Source organism: Amycolatopsis sp. M39, from assembly GCF_001651785.1.
GTDB classification, from domain to species: domain Bacteria; phylum Actinomycetota; class Actinomycetes; order Mycobacteriales; family Pseudonocardiaceae; genus Amycolatopsis; species Amycolatopsis rubida.
The window spans coordinates 34825-50900 of the sequence record NZ_LWSF01000013.1 but is presented as its reverse complement, the minus strand read 5'-3'; the positions used below and the strand labels follow the sequence as shown (position 1 = coordinate 50900).

18 protein-coding genes are annotated in these 16076 nt (G+C 67.8%); 6 read left to right on the top strand and 12 right to left on the bottom strand.

The features are described from left to right. Positions 1–461 precede the first annotated feature (461 nt). The 5 genes from A4R44_RS25650 to A4R44_RS25630 form a co-directional block, all read right to left on the bottom strand. Positions 462–1310, bottom strand: a complete 849-nt coding sequence (locus A4R44_RS25650) for a PD-(D/E)XK nuclease family protein (protein WP_067586106.1) — start codon at positions 1308–1310, stop codon at positions 462–464. A 71-nt stretch (positions 1311–1381) separates the two neighbouring features. Further along, positions 1382–2011, bottom strand: a complete 630-nt coding sequence (locus A4R44_RS25645; protein WP_067585846.1) for a MarC family protein — start codon at positions 2009–2011, stop codon at positions 1382–1384. Between the two features lies 1 nt (position 2012). Further along, on the bottom strand, positions 2013–2876 hold the full coding sequence (locus A4R44_RS25640; protein WP_161269465.1) for a PHP domain-containing protein: 864 nt from the start codon (positions 2874–2876) through the stop codon (positions 2013–2015). Between the two features lie 66 nt (positions 2877–2942). Next, positions 2943–3503: a PH domain-containing protein gene (locus tag A4R44_RS25635; protein WP_037353298.1), complete on the bottom strand. Its 561-nt coding sequence runs from the start codon at positions 3501–3503 to the stop codon at positions 2943–2945. A 22-nt stretch (positions 3504–3525) separates the two neighbouring features. Further along, positions 3526–3711 (bottom strand): hypothetical protein, encoded by a 186-nt coding sequence (locus A4R44_RS25630; protein WP_037815868.1) that lies wholly within the window; start codon positions 3709–3711, stop codon positions 3526–3528. 167 nt (positions 3712–3878) lie between these two features. Between A4R44_RS25630 and A4R44_RS25625 the strand changes: the two genes are divergently transcribed. After that, positions 3879–4280: an NUDIX hydrolase gene (locus A4R44_RS25625; protein ID WP_067585840.1), complete on the top strand. Its 402-nt coding sequence runs from the start codon at positions 3879–3881 to the stop codon at positions 4278–4280. A 280-nt stretch (positions 4281–4560) separates the two neighbouring features. Here the strand turns inward: A4R44_RS25625 and A4R44_RS25620 are convergent, their stop codons facing one another. Further along, a complete protein-coding gene (locus tag A4R44_RS25620; RefSeq protein WP_067585837.1) occupies positions 4561–5679 on the bottom strand; it encodes a DUF2332 domain-containing protein in 1119 nt (372 codons plus the stop codon). Between the two features lie 26 nt (positions 5680–5705). Beyond that, on the bottom strand, positions 5706–6209 hold the full coding sequence (locus A4R44_RS25615) for a MaoC family dehydratase (protein WP_067585834.1): 504 nt from the start codon (positions 6207–6209) through the stop codon (positions 5706–5708). Between the two features lie 380 nt (positions 6210–6589). Here A4R44_RS25615 and corA point away from each other — a divergent pair, with 380 nt between their 5' ends. From corA to A4R44_RS25595, 4 genes are all read left to right on the top strand, one after another. Further along, a complete protein-coding gene (gene corA, locus A4R44_RS25610) occupies positions 6590–7678 on the top strand; it encodes a magnesium/cobalt transporter CorA (RefSeq protein WP_067585831.1) in 1089 nt (362 codons plus the stop codon). A 195-nt stretch (positions 7679–7873) separates the two neighbouring features. Then, complete coding sequence (locus A4R44_RS25605; RefSeq protein ID WP_067585828.1) at positions 7874–8527, top strand: metallophosphoesterase; 654 nt, start codon at positions 7874–7876, stop codon at positions 8525–8527. Beyond that, positions 8524–9369, top strand: coding sequence for a chromosome partitioning protein ParB (locus tag A4R44_RS25600; protein WP_067585825.1), 846 nt, complete (start codon positions 8524–8526; stop codon positions 9367–9369). The genes A4R44_RS25605 and A4R44_RS25600 overlap by 4 nt, the downstream gene beginning before the upstream one ends. A gap of 53 nt (positions 9370–9422) precedes the next feature. After that, positions 9423–9770 carry a ClpX C4-type zinc finger protein gene (locus A4R44_RS25595; RefSeq protein WP_067585822.1) on the top strand — a complete coding sequence of 116 codons (348 nt, stop codon included), beginning with the start codon at positions 9423–9425 and terminating at the stop codon, positions 9768–9770. A gap of 51 nt (positions 9771–9821) precedes the next feature. On the opposite strand, the gene A4R44_RS25590 is transcribed toward A4R44_RS25595, so the two are convergent. After that, on the bottom strand, positions 9822–10016 hold the full coding sequence (locus A4R44_RS25590; protein WP_067586103.1) for a PspC domain-containing protein: 195 nt from the start codon (positions 10014–10016) through the stop codon (positions 9822–9824). A gap of 618 nt (positions 10017–10634) precedes the next feature. Here A4R44_RS25590 and A4R44_RS25585 point away from each other — a divergent pair. Then, a complete protein-coding gene (locus A4R44_RS25585; RefSeq protein WP_232791771.1) occupies positions 10635–11543 on the top strand; it encodes a hypothetical protein in 909 nt (302 codons plus the stop codon). A 64-nt stretch (positions 11544–11607) separates the two neighbouring features. On the opposite strand, the gene A4R44_RS25580 is transcribed toward A4R44_RS25585, so the two are convergent. The 4 genes from A4R44_RS25580 to A4R44_RS25565 all read right to left on the bottom strand — a co-directional run bounded on the left by A4R44_RS25580 (position 11608) and on the right by A4R44_RS25565 (position 15901). Beyond that, positions 11608–12783 (bottom strand): ABC transporter ATP-binding protein, encoded by a 1176-nt coding sequence (locus tag A4R44_RS25580; RefSeq protein ID WP_067585816.1) that lies wholly within the window; start codon positions 12781–12783, stop codon positions 11608–11610. A 3-nt stretch (positions 12784–12786) separates the two neighbouring features. Then, the gene (locus A4R44_RS25575) at positions 12787–13629 is read right to left on the bottom strand and encodes a carbohydrate ABC transporter permease (RefSeq protein WP_067585813.1); all 843 of its coding nucleotides are present in this window, start codon (positions 13627–13629) and stop codon (positions 12787–12789) included. Beyond that, positions 13629–14585, bottom strand: coding sequence for a carbohydrate ABC transporter permease (locus A4R44_RS25570; RefSeq protein WP_067585810.1), 957 nt, complete (start codon positions 14583–14585; stop codon positions 13629–13631). The genes A4R44_RS25575 and A4R44_RS25570 overlap by 1 nt, the downstream gene beginning before the upstream one ends. Continuing rightward, positions 14582–15901, bottom strand: a complete 1320-nt coding sequence (locus A4R44_RS25565; protein WP_067585807.1) for an ABC transporter substrate-binding protein — start codon at positions 15899–15901, stop codon at positions 14582–14584. Before A4R44_RS25565 ends, A4R44_RS25570 begins: the two co-directional genes overlap by 4 nt. Positions 15902–16076: the final 175 nt, after the last annotated feature.

Sequence of the window (16076 nt, the reverse complement as noted above, 5' to 3'; positions counted from 1 at the left end):
CACCTTCCGATCCCCCACCGCGCCACCACTGCCCAATGCCACACCATCGCGTCCACCGTGCGACGCCGCAGCACCACGCACCTTCCGATCCCCCACCGCGCCACCACTGCCCAATGCCACACCATCGNGCACCTTCCGATCCCCCACCGCGCCACCACTGCCCAATGCCACACCATCACCCCCACCATGCGACGCCGCAGCACCACGCACGTCCCGGTCCCCCACCGCATCGACAGCGCGAGAACTGGCGTCCTTGGCACGACGGCCGTCGCGAACCCCGCCAGGTTCCGCAGGAAAATTCGTCGCCACAGCGGCAGAATCCTTCCTCGCTACGCCGTGCGTACCCGACCCGTCACCAGCAACTCCACGCCCCCGCGCACCAGCTGGCCCACCACGGGCCGTTTCCTCAATGTCCGGTGACGCCACGATCCTCGGGTCCAATCCACATCTCGGGAAATCCCCTACGGCGCAAGCAAATCCCATGGTTGCGCGGCAGGAGCTGTCTGCTGTCCCGCCACGCAGCTCGGGCGGAAGTCGCACCATGCGCAGCGGCGGTCGGGGCGGGCGGGGAACAACGTGTCTCCGTCGCCGCCCGCGTCAAGGGTATCTGCTGCCAACCGCACATCGCCCGCGGTCTGCTCGGCGCGTTCCAGGTGCCGCTTCAAGGTTTCCGGGGTGTGTTCCGCCGCGGCGATCGTGCCGGACGGCAAATGGTGCAGCTCGACCTTCGTGCACGGCATGCGCAAGGTGCGCCTGGCCGCCACGGCGTACATCGCCAGCGCTTGCGACGCGCGGGCCTCATGGTCGTCCGGGGCTCGGCGGCCGGTTTTGTAGTCCACGATCACCAGTTCGCCGCCGCGCTGGTCAATGCGGTCGGCTCGGCCTTCGATGATCATCGTCGGGCGGCCGCCGGTCGTGCTGACCGGGGCGGAAACCCAGCGTTCCAGGCCGACCGGGTCGTCGCTGACGTCGTTGTCCGCTACGTACTCCGCGACCCAGCCTTTCGCGCGCGCACGGTAGCGCGCGGCCTGGTCGTCGTCGGCGAAACCGGCGTCCTTCCAGTGCTCGGACACCAGCGCGATCCCGCGCTGCGGCGTCCGTTTCGCCACCGGCAGGTCGAAAAGCGCCCGCAAGGCGTTGTGCACCACCGCGCCCAGCGTGCTGTGCGCCCACGGCCCGGTGCGCTTCGGCGTCGGCCTGTCGAGATAAGCCAGCCGGTACCGGCGCGGGCAATCGTCAAAGGTGCTCAGCCGCGCCGGCGACACCTTGGTGAGCCGCTGCGGTTGCTCGACGCCGAAGTCGAACCCCATCTGTTCTTTCACGCCGCCCCCTTCCATCGACGCCCACGCTACGCACCCCCACCGACACTTTCCGGCGTGGGCTAGCCGCCCGCGATGAAGCCCTGCACCGAATTCGCGACCAGTTCGACCGCGATCGCGGCGAGCAGCAGGCCGGCGATCTTCGCCAGGAGCGTGATGCCGCTTTCCTTGATCAGCCGGATGACCACCCCGGAGAAGCGCATGCAGGTGTACAGCACGAAATGCACGGTCAGAATCGCCAGTGCCAGCGCGATGTACGCGCCCACCCGGCCGTCGGCCTGCCGGACGAACACGATGGTCGCCGCGATCGCGCCGGGACCGGCCAGCAGGGGCGTGCCGAGCGGAACGAGGGCGACGTTGACGTCCTCGGCCGCCTCGGGCTCGTTGCTGCCCGCGTTGCCGGTGAGCAACTGCAGCGCGATCAGCAACAGCAGCAAGCCGCCCGCACCCTGCAGCGCCGGGATGCCGATGCCCAGATACGCCAGGATCGCCTGCCCGGCCACCGCGAACAGCGAGATGACCAGCAGCGACACCAGCACCGCCTGCCGGGCCGCTTTCACCCGCGTCGCCATCGGTTTGCGGCCGACCAGGCTCAGGAACACCGGCACCGTGCCCGGCGGGTCCATGATCACGACGAGGGTGATCGTCGCGCTCATGAAGAGCTTCGCGTCGAAGAAATCCGAGACGGCCATCTCAGCCCTTCACCACTGAGAAGCCGGTCGCCCGCCCCACCAATTCCTCCAGCTGGTCCGGTTCGGTCGTTTCCTGGCCGAGCCCGATGGTCTTGTTCGTGCCGTGGTAGTCGCTGGACCCGGTGCGGACCAGGCCCAGCTCGTCGGCCAGTTCGCGGGTGCGCGCCCGGGTGGCCCGATCGTGGTTGGGATGGTTGACCTCGACGCCGGTCAGCCCGCGCGCCGCCAGGTCACGCAGGGTGTCCTCGCTGATCGTCGCGCCGCGGCTGAACGCGAAGGGGTGCGCGATCACGGTAACCCCGCCGGCCGCGGTGACCATGTCGATCGCTTCCTCGACCGGAGTGTCGCGGCGCGCGACGTAGTAGCCGCGGCGGCTGTGCAGATAGTCGCTGAACGCCTCGTCCACGGAGCTGACCAGCCCGGCGCGGACGAGCGCCTGCGCGAGGTGCGGCCGCCCCGCGGGCGAGTCCTCCGGCAGCAGGCTCAGGATTTCGTCGGCGTCGACCGGGAGGCCGTCGGCGGCCATCCGCTCGGCCATCCGCCGCAACCGGCCGCGCCGTTCGATCCGCAGCCGCGTCTGTTCCGCGACGATCGCGGGCGCGGCCGGGTCGAAGAGATACGCGAGCAGGTGCACGCTGATTTCGTAGCCGGTGTCCGGGTCGATCGAGACCGTCGACAGTTCCGCGCCGGGCACCAGTGTCAGGCCGGCGGGCAGGGCCGCGGCGGCCGGTTCCCAACCCGCGGTGGTGTCGTGGTCGGTGATCGCGACGACGTCGAGACCGGCACGCGCGGCGGCTCCGACGAGCTCGGCAGGGCTGTCGGTACCGTCGGAGGCCGTGGAGTGGGCGTGCAGGTCGATGCGCATCGGACCCATTCTCGACGATGCGCTGCGTCACCTCGGCACCGGGACCAGGGCCGACGGGCACCGAGGTCAGCCGACCGGCTTCTTGCCCCGCGCCGCGCGCTGCGCCTTGATCATCGAGAACCGTTCGGCCTGCTTCTGCTTGTCGCCGAACACGAGCTCGGAGATCGTGTCGTAGAACTCCTCGGGCCGCGGCAGGTAGTCGATCCGGTTCAGCGCCTGGATCTGCCCCGCCGATTCGACGACCATCGTGCCGTAGCCCAGCATCCGGCCCCAGGCCGAACGCTGGTAGGTGAGGTCGGTGACCTTGCTGATCGGCATCATCAGCACCTTGGTGGTGAAGACGCCGGTGGTCATCACGAACCGTTTGTCGGTGACGACCAGCCGCTCGACCCACCATTCGATGATCACGTAGGCGAACCGCAGCACCACCGCCAGCGCGACGTACCAGAGGATGTTCTGCACCACCCACAGCGAGGGCGGCAGCAGATACGAGACCAGCACGCACACGATCAGCAGCGCGGCTGCCTCGAACGTGTCCCAGAGGAGCACCGCCCAGTGGCGGCGGATCCGGATGACCCGCCGCTCGGTGTCGAGGAGGTACTCGTCAGGGTCGCGTGGCGCGAACATGGTTCGAGGGTATCCCCTGTCGTCAGTGGAAGATGTTGCTGACGAACGTGATCACCGATTCGGCCGAGCTGCGGAGGAAGTCCACGATGTTGCTGACAAGACCAGCAGCATGGCCCGGCTGAGCGATCACGAAGAACAGCACCAACGCGATACCCACGAGTCCCGCAAGCTTCTTCGCGTTCACAGCGATCAATCCCGTCTCTTCCATGACACCCGGAAAACTGACTTTCTACGTTGTACCGCACTGACCACTCACGCGGGAGGAAAGTCCCGCGCATGGGTCAGCCAGGCGCTCGAAGTGTACCGTACGGCTACTCTCCGTGTACAGGTTCCCGGACGCTAGGGGGCCTGGCCGGGGTCGGCTACCGTCGCGGCATGGACGGCCTCGAGCGCTGCGTCGGCGGCATTGTGTTCGACGACCAGGGCAGACTCCTGCTCATCCGGCGCGCGAACGAGCCGGGGAAAGGCCAGTGGTCGCTGCCCGGCGGGCGGGTGGAACCGGGCGAAACGGACTACCAAGCAGTGGTCCGGGAGCTCCGCGAGGAGACCGGACTCGACGTGAGACCGCACACACTGGCCGGTTCGGTCGTCCGCGGCCGCTACGACATCCACGACTACGAATGCACGTGGACCGGCGGAATCCTCACCGCGGGCGACGACGCCACCGACGCACTGTGGGTCAACTCGGCCGAACTGGTCAATTTGGACGAAGCGGGCCACCTGGTGGACCAGCTCCTCGTGACCCTGAGTGACTGGAATGAGTTGCCCACCGCGTAATCCGGAGCGGCTATTTCCGCATTGCCGCCGGCCGCGTCCGCGATTCGGAACCGATTGCGGAGTTGCCGGAAAGTTTCCCCATCGTTCAAGCGTCCGCGATGAGCACGGAAAATGCGGGGAACGCGTATTCGATATCGCCGGACGCGCATCGGTCCGGCAGCGCGGGCGCGCGCGGGGCGGTGTGACTGATGGGGTGAGTGTGACACACGTTACTCAGGGTGCCGGGGCGTCGTGAGTGGCGATCCCCGGCGAGAACCGGGACGCCACTCACGAGACACCTTCACGCCAGCCAGGTCATCCGCTGCCCGTGCGGCGTCGTCCGGGCCAGCGCGCGGGCCTCGGGTTCCCCGTCCACCCAGCTCGTCAGCCCGAGCACCGCCATCGCGGGCTCACCGGGCACCGAGCCGTCCGCGGCCAGGTCGTCCCGGCCGGGCAGCACGGTCTCCAGCCCGGCCCGGTAGAACTCCTGGCTCACCCACCACACCGGCCGGGCCGAGGACAGCCGCGCCAGCTCGGCCACGAAATCCGCCCGCCGGTCCCCGAGATACGCCAGCGCGTGGCTCGTCAGGACGACCAGCGGCAGTTCCGCGGGCACCCGCGACGCCGCCGAGGCAAGGTCGTCCACCGCGTCCCCGGCGATCAGCTCCGGCGCGTGCTTCCGCTGTTCCGCGGCAGCAGTGCGCAACAGCCGGATCCGGTCGACCTGGTCGGCCCAGACGCACGCCTCCAGCCACGCCAGCTCGTCCTCGTCCGAGAGGTCCACGGGAGCCCGGTCCAGGCCCGCTCGGGCCGCCACAGCGACCTTCTTCGGCAGCTTGGGCAACTTCGCACCAGGCTCGACGTCGATCGCGCAGTGCAGTCCGACAGCGGCCTTCGCCGGACCTGCCGTGAGCTGTTCGCCGCCGTCGCATTGGTAGCGGTAGCCGAACCGGTCGAGCCCCAGCAGCAACCCCGCGCTGCAGCCGACCTCGAGCAGCGCGATCTTGCCGCCCGCTTCTTTCGCCGCCGCCGCGACCCCCGGGTACAGCAGCGCGGCGCGGCGCACCTCGTTCGTCTGCGTGTAGCGGGTCGAGATGATCTCGCGGGCCTGGTCCGCGCGCTCCAGCAGGAACGAGCGGAACAACGGCCACGTTTCGCTGTCCACACCGTCGAATCCGCCGACTGACGGGTAATACCGCGACAGCGGATGGATCGGGTCCGCTTGCACCAGCCGGTGCGCGGCGGCGAACAGCAACGTCCCGCGCGCTTCGCCGCCACGGGCGTCGGTCAGCAGCGCGGCGACGTCGTCGTCCTCGGCCGCGTTCGTGGCGAGGTGGTCGTACAGCGGCGAAACACCGCGCGCCTCCACCTCGGCGAACCTGCGCAATCGACGCTTGATCTCTTCCAGGGCGATGGCCACCCGTGCTCCTCTTCGCGGCGGATCGATCACTCGTGCGGCGTCGGACGGCCGGGCTGCTCCCCGCCGCGGGTGTCGCCGTAGGACCGCTTCGGCACCATCACTTTGCGCCGGAAAATGCACACGATGGTGCCGTCCTGTTTGTACCCGCGCGTCTCGACGTACACCACTCCCCGGTCGTCCTTGGACTTCGACGGGGTCTTGTCGAGCACCTCGGTCTCGCCGTAGATCGTGTCGCCGTGGAACGTCGGCTTCACGTGCTTGAGCGATTCGACCTCAAGGTTCGCGATGGCCTTTCCGGACACGTCGGGCACCGACATGCCGAGCAGCAGCGAGTAGATGTAGTTGCCGACCACGACGTTCTTGCCGAAATCGGTCGTCTCGCCCGCGTAGTGCGCGTCCAGGTGCAGGGGGTGGTGGTTCATCGTGATCAGGCAGAACAGATGGTCGTCGTATTCGGTGACGGTCTTGCCGGGCCAGTGCTGGTAGACCGCGCCGACCTCGAACTCCTCGTAGTACCGGCCGAATTGCACGCTTGCGCCTCCTGTCCGGGTAACACCTGCCGAACCAGGTGCGACACGTATCCGTGGTGAGGAGTACCCTCGACCATCGGTGATCGCGCGTCAACGCGACCCCTGCCACTTCGCACGCCCTGGCGTGCCCCGGCCGAAAGGAGGTGAGGAACCGCCCATGAGCAGTGGTGATAGTCCGCTCCCTAGTAGCCCGGCTGCCGCCCCGCCCCCGCCCTCAACGGTGCGGCTGCGCCGCGCAGCTTTGCCCTGTGTTCCCACCTCGCCGGCCAGCCCTTCTCGATCCTGCTAGGCCCGCGTCCGGGAACCCACGGTGCCGCCGGACGGACCCAGTCCGCCTGGCCGTCGTCTTCGTGTTCCACGACGTCTGCCCAGGAGAACCCATGCCTGCCATTCCCTCGCTCGGCGGCCTTCGCGGCCGCGGCAACAACCGGGCCAAGGCCAATCTCGACCGGCCGATCCCGGTGCCGCTGTCGGCGTATGTCGTCGATTGCGCGGTGTATGTCGACGGCAAGCGGCTGCCCGGGCGCTGGACGCACGCCGAAGCGATCCGCGAGGTGCGCAAGCGGCACACGGGTTTCGTCTGGATCGGGTTGCACGAGCCCGATTCCGACCAGATCCAGGGCATCGCGGACACCTTCGGCCTGCACGAGCTGGCCGTCGAGGACGCGCTGGAGGCGCATCAGCGGCCGAAGCTGGAGCGCTACGACGACACGCTGTTCCTGGTGCTGAAGACAGTCCGCTACGTCGAGCACCAGTCGCCGACCACGGCGAACGAGATCGTGGAAACCGGCGAGCTGATGGTGTTCCTCGGCCGCGATTTCGTGATCACCGTCCGGCACGGCAACCACTCCGGGCTCGCCCGGCTGCGCCGCGACCTCGACGACGATCCGGAGCGGCTCGCCCTCGGCGCGGCGGCGGTCGTGCACGCGATCTCCGACCACGTGGTCGACCACTACCTGGAGGTCACCAGCCGGATCGAGGCGGACATCGACGAGATCGAGGCGCAGGTGTTCGCGCCGCGCTCGTCGGTGAGCGCCGAGCAGATCTATCTGATGAAGCGGGAAGTGCTCGAACTGCGGCGCGCGGTGGTCCCGCTCGCCACGCCGGTGTCGCGGCTCGCCGAGGGCTACACGCGGCTGGTGCCGGACGAGGTCCGCTCGTATTTCCGCGACGTCGCCGACCACCTCGCCACCGTGTCCGAACGCGTAGCGGCGTTCGACGAACTGCTCAGCACCCTGGTCGACGCGACCGTCGCGAAGATCTCGCTGCAGCAGAACACCGACATGCGCAAGATCACCGCGTGGGCGGCGATCATCACGGTGCCCACGATGGTCGCGGGCATCTACGGCATGAACTTCGACTACATGCCCGAACTGCACTGGCAGTTCGGCTATCCGATCGTGGTCACGATCATTCTCGCGATCTGTCTGCTGCTGTACCGAATATTCCGGAAGAACGGCTGGCTGTAGCCGCCCTCGCGGTCCCCCTTTCTTCCCCCGGTTGCAGGAGGTTTGTCTCGCCATGTCCCGGTTGCTGTCCAACCTCAAGTTCTGGGCTCTCGCCCTCTGCCTCATCTGGATCGTCGGCATCGTCGCGATGATCGCGCTCAACCCCGGGTTCGCGCACGGCATGAAGTGACGCGGCATGCGCCGTAACCTTGGCGCATGCCGAAAGCGCTGGTGGTGGCCGACGAGGCCGACGAGCGGCTGTGGACCTCCGCGGTCCGCTCGCTGCGGGTCGACCTCGTCCTCGCCGCCGGCGATCTGCCGTTCGCGTATCTCGAGTTCCTCGCCGGCATGCTCGACGTGCCGTGCGTGTTCGTTCCGGGCAATCACGACCCGGACCTGAGCGGCTTCACCCGCTACGGCGGACTGTCCATGAAGGACGGTTTCCCGACCGAGTGGCCCGGCCCGGCAGGCGGAGTCAACGCCGACGGCCGGATCGTCGACGTCGCCGGGCTCCGCATCGCCGGGCTCGGCGGCTCGATCCGCTACCGCGACGGCCCGAATCAGTGGACGCAGCGGCAGCAGGCGCGCCGGGCCCGGCGGCTGGAGCGCCGGTTCCGGTGGCGGAAACGGCGCGACGGCAATGGGATCGACGTCCTGCTGACGCATTCGCCGCCGCGGCATCTCGGCGACCGCGAAGACCCGCCGCACCAAGGTTTCACCTGTCTGCACCGCACGATCGACACCCTGCGGCCGCAGTGGCTGCTGCACGGACACATCCACCCGAACGGCGAACCGGTGCCCGACCGCGTGGCGGGCCGTACCCGGATCCGCAATGTGGTGGGCTATCAGGTGATGGAGTTCCCGCGATGACCCGACCGACCGGTTTCCCGCGTGCCGACGCCGAAAGCGACTTCCTGCGAGCCCGCCGAAGGCAGGTGCTGTCACGGCTTTCCACGTGGCTGCGCCGCGAACCCGACGACGTCAATATCATGCTGCCCTTCCATGAAGTGGTGCAGGCACTCGGTTACGTCAGCGAGGCGCGGATCGGGACGCGAGTGATCACATTGGACTCGATCGTCGGCACTGTCGACCGAAGCCGCGATTTCGACCGCCGCTTCCGCCCGACGTCCGCCCGCGTCCGGCAACGCTGGGAACGGCTCGCGCTGGCCGCCCGCCGCGGCGAAGCGATTCCGCCGATCGAGGTGTACCGGATCGGCGAGCTGCACTTCATCATCGATGGCCACCACCGGGTTTCGGTCNCGGTCGCGCTGGCGCAGGGACTGTCCACAATAGAAGCTTCGGTGACGGTCGTGCGCACCAAGCTGGACCCGAGCGGCATCCGGTATCGCGGCGACCTGATCGTGAAGGACTACCGGCGGCTGTTCCTGGAGCGAGTCCCGCTGTCCGGGCACGCCCGCGCTTCGGTGCTGGTGACGGATCCGTGGAACTACGCCCAGCTCGGCGAGCACGTCGAAGCCTGGGGTTTCCGGCTCATGCAAGACGAAGGCCGGTTCACCGACCGCGCGACCGTCGCGCAACGCTGGTTCGACGAGGAGTTCACGCCCGTCGTGGCGATGCTGCGGCAAGCGGATCTGATCGGCGACCGCACCGAAGCCGAGGCGTACCTGTGGGTCGCGTGCGAGCGGTACCGGCTGATCCGGACGCACCGCTGGGACGAGGAGGTCATCGAGACACTGCGCTCCCAGCAGTGACTTGTCAGGCAGCCCCTGACGTGTCAGGCTGTTCCTGACACCGGGAGGTTGTGATGACTTCGTACTGCTCGTTCTGCCTCAAACCGGCCGGCGAGGTGGCCAAACTGATCGCCGGCTCCGGCGTCTACATCTGCGAGGGCTGCGTCGGATTGTGCGACCAGATCCTGGCCGGGAAACACGAGCCGGGGACGCCCGAGGTGACGCTGTGGGAGCGGAAATCGGATGAGGAGATCCTGGAGAGCATCCCGCGGATGGCGAAGGTCAGCGCGCAGACGGACGCGCGGATCCAGGAGCAGGTGGACCTGCTGCGGACACGCGGGGTGGCGTGGGCGCGGATCGGTGAGGCGCTCGGAGTGACGCGGCAGTCGGCCTGGGAGCGGTTTTCCGCCGAGCGGAAATGAGCAGGCCCCCTCCCGGGTGATGGAGGGGAGAGGGCCTCTGGTGCGGCTTGCTCAGTCGCTGGGAATGATGGCCCACAGGATCAGGTACGCGACGAACTGCGGCCCCGGCAGCAGGCACGACAGCAGCGCGAGCACCCGGACCTTGCCCGGCGTGGTCCCGAAGCGGCGGGCGAGCCCGGCACAGACGCCGCCGATCATGCGCCCCTCCCGCGGCCGGCTCAACCGGCGAGTGACAGGTGCGGTCATCGTGTTCCCCTCCCGTTTGGGTTCGTAGCTCCATGTCACCACGGCCGGCGCCGGGGCGCATCGCTCCGCGGGTCGATCTGGACCCCTAAGGGGTGGGGGCGGGGCACGGGGACCGAATCAGGGTCGTGGCGGGAACTCGCAGGTCAGCGCTCTTCTTCGGGCGGGACCAGCGGGCCGGGCGCGGAACCGACGCCCCCATGCCACGTTGGGTGCGTCAGACGCACCCAACGTGGCATGGGGATGTTCAGTAGCGGGGGTGCGCGAAGTTGTCCCTGTCCAGCGTTCGCTTCCCGCCGGTGCGAACGTCCGCGAGCGGAGAAAGCCACGCAGCCCGGTCGGCGCTGCGCACCGTCGCGGAGAGGCCGAACACAACAATCACGTTGGGGCGCAGCGGACGCCTCCGGGCGAAACCGCCCGGCATGGAATCCGGATACAGCCCTGTTCGCCGACCACAATCCGATCGCTCGCCACCGACGCACGGTCGGCCTGCCCGCCGACAGCAGCCGAACTTCCCCGTTTGTTCACCGCAATCGTCCGACCAGCGGTGATAACACAGCGAAGTGTGGGATTTCCCGGCGCGGGCTGGATTTTTCGCCACCCACGGTGATACTGCACCCCGTGCGTAACCCACTCGGAGTCCTCGCAGTCGGCTGTTCGGTGCTTCTCGCCGCGGTAGCCGGATGTTCCGCGGAGTCTGCCCCGACGACGCAGCAGGCGCAGTCCACGCCGGCGCCCTTGACCGCGATCGCGGCGCTCGGGGACTTCGCCACGCTCGACTACTGCAGTCTTCTCGACCCGAAGCGGCTCAAGAACACCACCGCCGACACACCCGATTCCTCGTTCACCGCTTGCCAGGCTGACTTCGTCCAGGCTGGGCGGCCCCGGACGGTCACCATCGGGCCACTCGCCGCCGATCGCGATCCCAATGTGCAGGCCTACGCGTACCCGGGCCAGGTGCCGGACGGGGTTTCCGTGCAGCAGGCCGGGTTCGTGCCCGAGCGGACGTGCGGGCGGGCCGTCACGTTCGCCGACGGGGTTCGGCTGGCCGTTTCGATCACGGACAAAGACGACCGCGGCAGTGCGGAGGATCGGTGCACCGCGGCGGACGACGTGGTCGGCGGGCTGCTCGACGCGGTGACCGGCAGTCGGGTGCGGCATCCGCAGTTGCCGGACCGCTCCTGGGGGCGGGTGGATTCCTGCGCGATTCTCAGCGCGGCCGGGGCTCGGGGCGGCGACGCGACGGCCGGGCTCGCCGGGCATTCCTGCATCCTCGACAAGGTGAGCCTGGAGTTCGCGGTGGTGCGGCAGGCGCCGGCGGGGCCGCCGGAAACCCTCGGCAACCGGACGGCGCGGGTCGCGACGGACGGGGCGTTTTGCCGGGTCCGGACGGTACAGCCCTCTCCAGCCACGCCGGGACGCGCGGAGCAGGCGACCGTGAGCGTGGTCGACACCAGCGGTGCGGGCGGGGAAGCGGCTTGCCCCGCCGCTCGCACCGCCGCTGCGACGATCTTTTCGCGGATCCCGTGAACGTCCGTGAAGGGCGCCTTGAGGGAATCTGATTCCGTCAAGGCGCCCTTCACGGACCGGCAGCTCAGTCGGAGTAGGTGAGGTTTCGGCCGTCCGACGGGTCGAAGAGCTTCACCTTGTCCGCGTCGAACCAGATTTGCAGGTCCTGGTTCTCCGCGGCCGCCGATTCGGCCGCCAGCCGGGCCACGATCAGCGATTCCGCGCCGGGAACGTCGGCCGAACCGCTGTCCGCGGCCAGTTCCGCCAGTTCGGCCGAGGTCGCGGCCTCGCCGTCCACGGTGAAGTGCGCGAACTTTTCCGAACCCATCGACTCCAGCACGTCCACGTGCGCGGTGAACGACGCGCCCTCCCGTCCCGGCTCGACGAGCGTGGCGTCCTCGAAGTGTTCCGGGCGAATGCCCATGATCACCTCGCGCGGGGCGTTCGCCGTCTCGGCCATCCGGCGGATCCGGTCGGTCAGCGGGGTGGTGCCCAGCGAACTGCGCAGCTCGCCGTTTTCGAGCGTCGCCGGGACGAAGTTCATCGACGGCGAGCCGATGAACCCGGCCACGAACAGGTTCGCCGGGTTGTCGTACAGGAACTGCGGCGAACCGATCTGCTGCACGTACCCGGCCCGCAGCACCACGACCCGGTCGCCGAGGGTCATCGCCTCGGTCTGGTCGTGCGTGACGTACAGCGTGGTCGTGCCGAGCTGCTTCTGGATCTTCGACACCGACGTCCGCATCTGGCCGCGCAGCTTGGCGTCCAAATTGGACAGCGGCTCGTCCATCAGGAACGCCTTGGGGTTGCGGACGATCGCCCGGCCCATCGCCACCCGCTGCCGCTGTCCGCCGGACAGGTTGGCCGGTTTGCGGTCGAGATGCTGGGTCAGGTCGAGGATCTGCGCCGCTTCCTCCACTTTGGACCGGACGATCTTGTCGTCCACTTTGGCCAGCCGCAACGGGAACGCCATGTTCTCCCGCACGCTCATGTGCGGGTACAGCGCGTACGACTGGAACACCATCGCGATGTCCCGGTCCTTCGGCGCTTTCTCGTTGACCCGCTTGCCGTCGATGCGCAGTTCGCCCGAGGAGATGTCCTCCAGCCCGGCGACCATGTTGAGCGTGGTCGACTTCCCGCAGCCGGACGGGCCGACCAGGATGATGAACTCGCCGTCCGCGATCGTAATGTCCACTTCGGACACTGCGAGCGCGCCGTCGGGATAGCGCTTGGAAACCTTGTCGAGAACGATTTCAGCCATGGGTCAGCCCTTCACCGCACCGGACGTCAGCCCCGCCACAATGCGACGCTGGAAGAACAACACGAACAGGATGATCGGCACCGTGATGACGACCGCGGCCGCGCACACCTGGCCGGTCGGGTCCTCGAACTGCGAGGACCCGGTGAAGAACGACAACGCGGCCGGCACCGTGCGCGACGACTCGGTGGAGGTCAGCGAGATGGCGAACAGGAAGTCGTTCCAGCAGAGGATGAACACCAGGATCGCGGTGGTGAACACGCCCGGCGCGGCCAGCGGCGCGATCACCTTCCGGAACGCCTGGGCCGGCGTCGCGCCGTCCATTTTCGCCGCCTTTTCCAGCTCCCACGGAATCTCCCGGAAAAACGCGGACAGCGTGTAGATCGACAGCGGCAGCGCGAACGTGATGTAGGGCAGGATCAGCCCCGGCCAGGTGTCGAAAAGGCCGAGTCCGCGTTCGATGTTGAACAGCGGGGTGACCAGCGAAACCTGCGGGAACATCGCGATCAGCAGGGAAAGCCCCACCAGCAGCTGTTTCCCGGGGAAATCCAGCCGGGCGATCGCGTACGCGGCCATCGTGCCCAGCACCACCGCGATGACCGTGGAGATCACCGCGATACCGATCGAGTTCACCAGCGCGTGCAGGAACTCCGTGGTCTGGAAAATGTCCGCGTAGTTCTTGAGCGTCCATTCCACCGGGATGAAATTGCCGTCGGTGAGCGTCGCCTTCGTCTTGAACGACAGCGACAGCACCCACAGCACCGGGACGATCGCGAACACCAGCACCAGGATGTCCAGCAGGCCCCAGCCGACCTTGCGGCCGGTCGTGACCGCACCTCCGATAGCCATCAGCGCTTCCCCCCGTCGTCCGTGCCGGGCGCGGCGGTGCCGAACACCTTGATGAAGAGGAACGCGATGATCGCCACCGTGATGAAGATCAGCACCGCCATCGTGGAGCCGATCCCGAGGTTGAGCCCCTTGACCAGGTTGTCATAGGTCTGCATGGACACCGATCCGGTGTCCTGCGCGCCGCCGGTCAGCACGTAAATGTTGTCGAAAATGCGGAACGCGTCGAGCGTGCGGAACAGCAGCGCGACGAGAATCGCCGGTTTCATCACCGGCAGCATCACCTTGGTGAACCGCTGCCACGCGGTCGCGCCGTCCATCGCCGCGGCCTTCAGCAGGTCGTCGGGCACCAGCGCCAGCCCGGCCATCAGCAGCAGCGCCATGAACGGCGTCGTCTTCCACACCTCGGCGAGAATGATGATGAACAGCGACGGCCACTGGTCAGTCAGCGGCGCGACCCCCTCGCCCAGCGCATTCGCCAGGTACCCGGTTTTGGGCGTCCACGCGAAATACCACGAGAACGCGGCCACCACGGTGACGATGCCGTACGGGATCAGCGCGACAGTGCGCACCAGTCCGCGGCCGACGAGCGTGCGGTGCATGATCAGCGCGAGACCCATGCCAAGCACGAACTCGATCGCCACCGACACGACGGTGAGGAACATCGTGGTACCGAACGCGGTCCACCAGTAGGAATTCGTGAGCACCGCGGCGTAATTGTCGAAGCCGATGAACTCGTGTTTCGCCGGGAAGCGCAGATCGTAACGCTGCAGCGAAAGCCAGACCNGCCAGACCGAATAGATGATCGGATATCCGGTCACCGCGATCATCACAAGGAACGCGGGCGCGCAGAGCCACAGCCCGAGCCGCCGTTCCGCCTTCTTGCCCTCGGAAAGCGCGGGCTTTCCCTTGCGGTGCGCCGCTTCCTTCGTGGCCGCGGCGGGATCCTGGACGGTCACGGGATCACTCCCTTCGACTGGAGCGCGTCATCGAGCTGTTCCCGCATTTTCTGCGCGGTCGTCTGCGGATCGATCGCCGAGGGCGGGGAAAGGATCTTCGACATCACCGTGGACAGGTTCTGGTACACCGGCGTGAGCGGCCGTACCGCGGCGGTTTTCAGCGCCGACAGAATGGAGTCGCGCATCGGGTACTTCTCGGCCATGTTCGGGTTGTCCGCCGACGCGGGCTTCGCCGGATCCAGCGGCGTGTCGTCGTGGTACACCGACTCGATCGTCGGCGGCACCCCGTCGTTGATCGCGGACACCTTTTGGTTTTCCTTGCTGCGCAAGCACAACGCCGCTTCGTATGCCTCGGGCTTGTGCTGCGAGTAGGCACTCACCGCGAGATCGAACCCGCCGATCGTGCTCTTCGACGGAATGCCTGCCTTCGCCTGCGGGTACACCGTCCACTTGAAGTGCGACAGGTCCTTCGGCTTTTCCTCGGCGTAGGAGGCGTAAACGAACGGCCAGTTCAGCTCGAACGCGGCGTCGCCGCGCTGGAACGCCTGCCGGACGTCGTCCTCTTTCTGGTTCGTCAGCGACGGATCCGTGATGCCCGACGACGTGACCTTCTTCAGCAGGTCCAGCGCCTGCACCGCACCCTCGTCCATCACGACGGATTTCCCGTCGTCGGACAGGATGTGCCCGCCGAGCGATTCGACCAGCGTGTTGTAGATGACGACCAGGCCCTCGTACTGCGCGCCGGTGAAGACGACCGAATACGGTTTGTGCTCGCTCTTGAGCTTCTGCGACATCTGCATCATCTCGTCCCACGTCTTCGGCGGGGTCGGGGTGATGCGGTCGTCGTACCAGAGCAGCTGCACGTTGGTGTTCTTCGGTGCGGCGTAGAGCTTTCCTTGATACGTCGCGGTTTCCAGCGGGCCCTTGAGCACGCCTTCGGACGCGGCCGCCTTGTTCTGCCCGGTCCACTCGTCGACCCAGCCCGCCTCGGCGAACTCCGAAACCCAGGTGACGTCGAGGCCGAGCACGTCCATCGACGTGTCGCCGGCGGCGAGCCTGCGCGCCATCTGGATCCGCTGGTCGTCCGAACCGCGCTGCAGCTTGTTGTAGACGATCCGGTACCGCCCGGCGGCGGCCTTGTTGCAGTTGTCGACGACCGTCTGGAAATGGTCCTCCGGGGAGTAGTAGACGTTGATCGTCGTCCCGGAAGCCGTTCCGCAGCCCGCCATCAGCCCGCCCGCCACCAAGCCCGCGGCGAGCAACGCCGTCGCGCGGGTAGGTCCTCGTTTCTTTCCGCTGGGCCGTTTCTTCCCCATCCAAGCCTCCTCGCCCATGTGCACACGGCACCGTCCGGCACCGCCCCCAGACAGCACGCCGCGACGAGGCGGACCCGAGCCAGCACCCCGACGTGCCAGTTGCCGGCAGGCCGCGCTGGAGGACACGACCGGCCAACCGGTGTCGGACAACCTATGCCCGGCGATCACCGGCCGC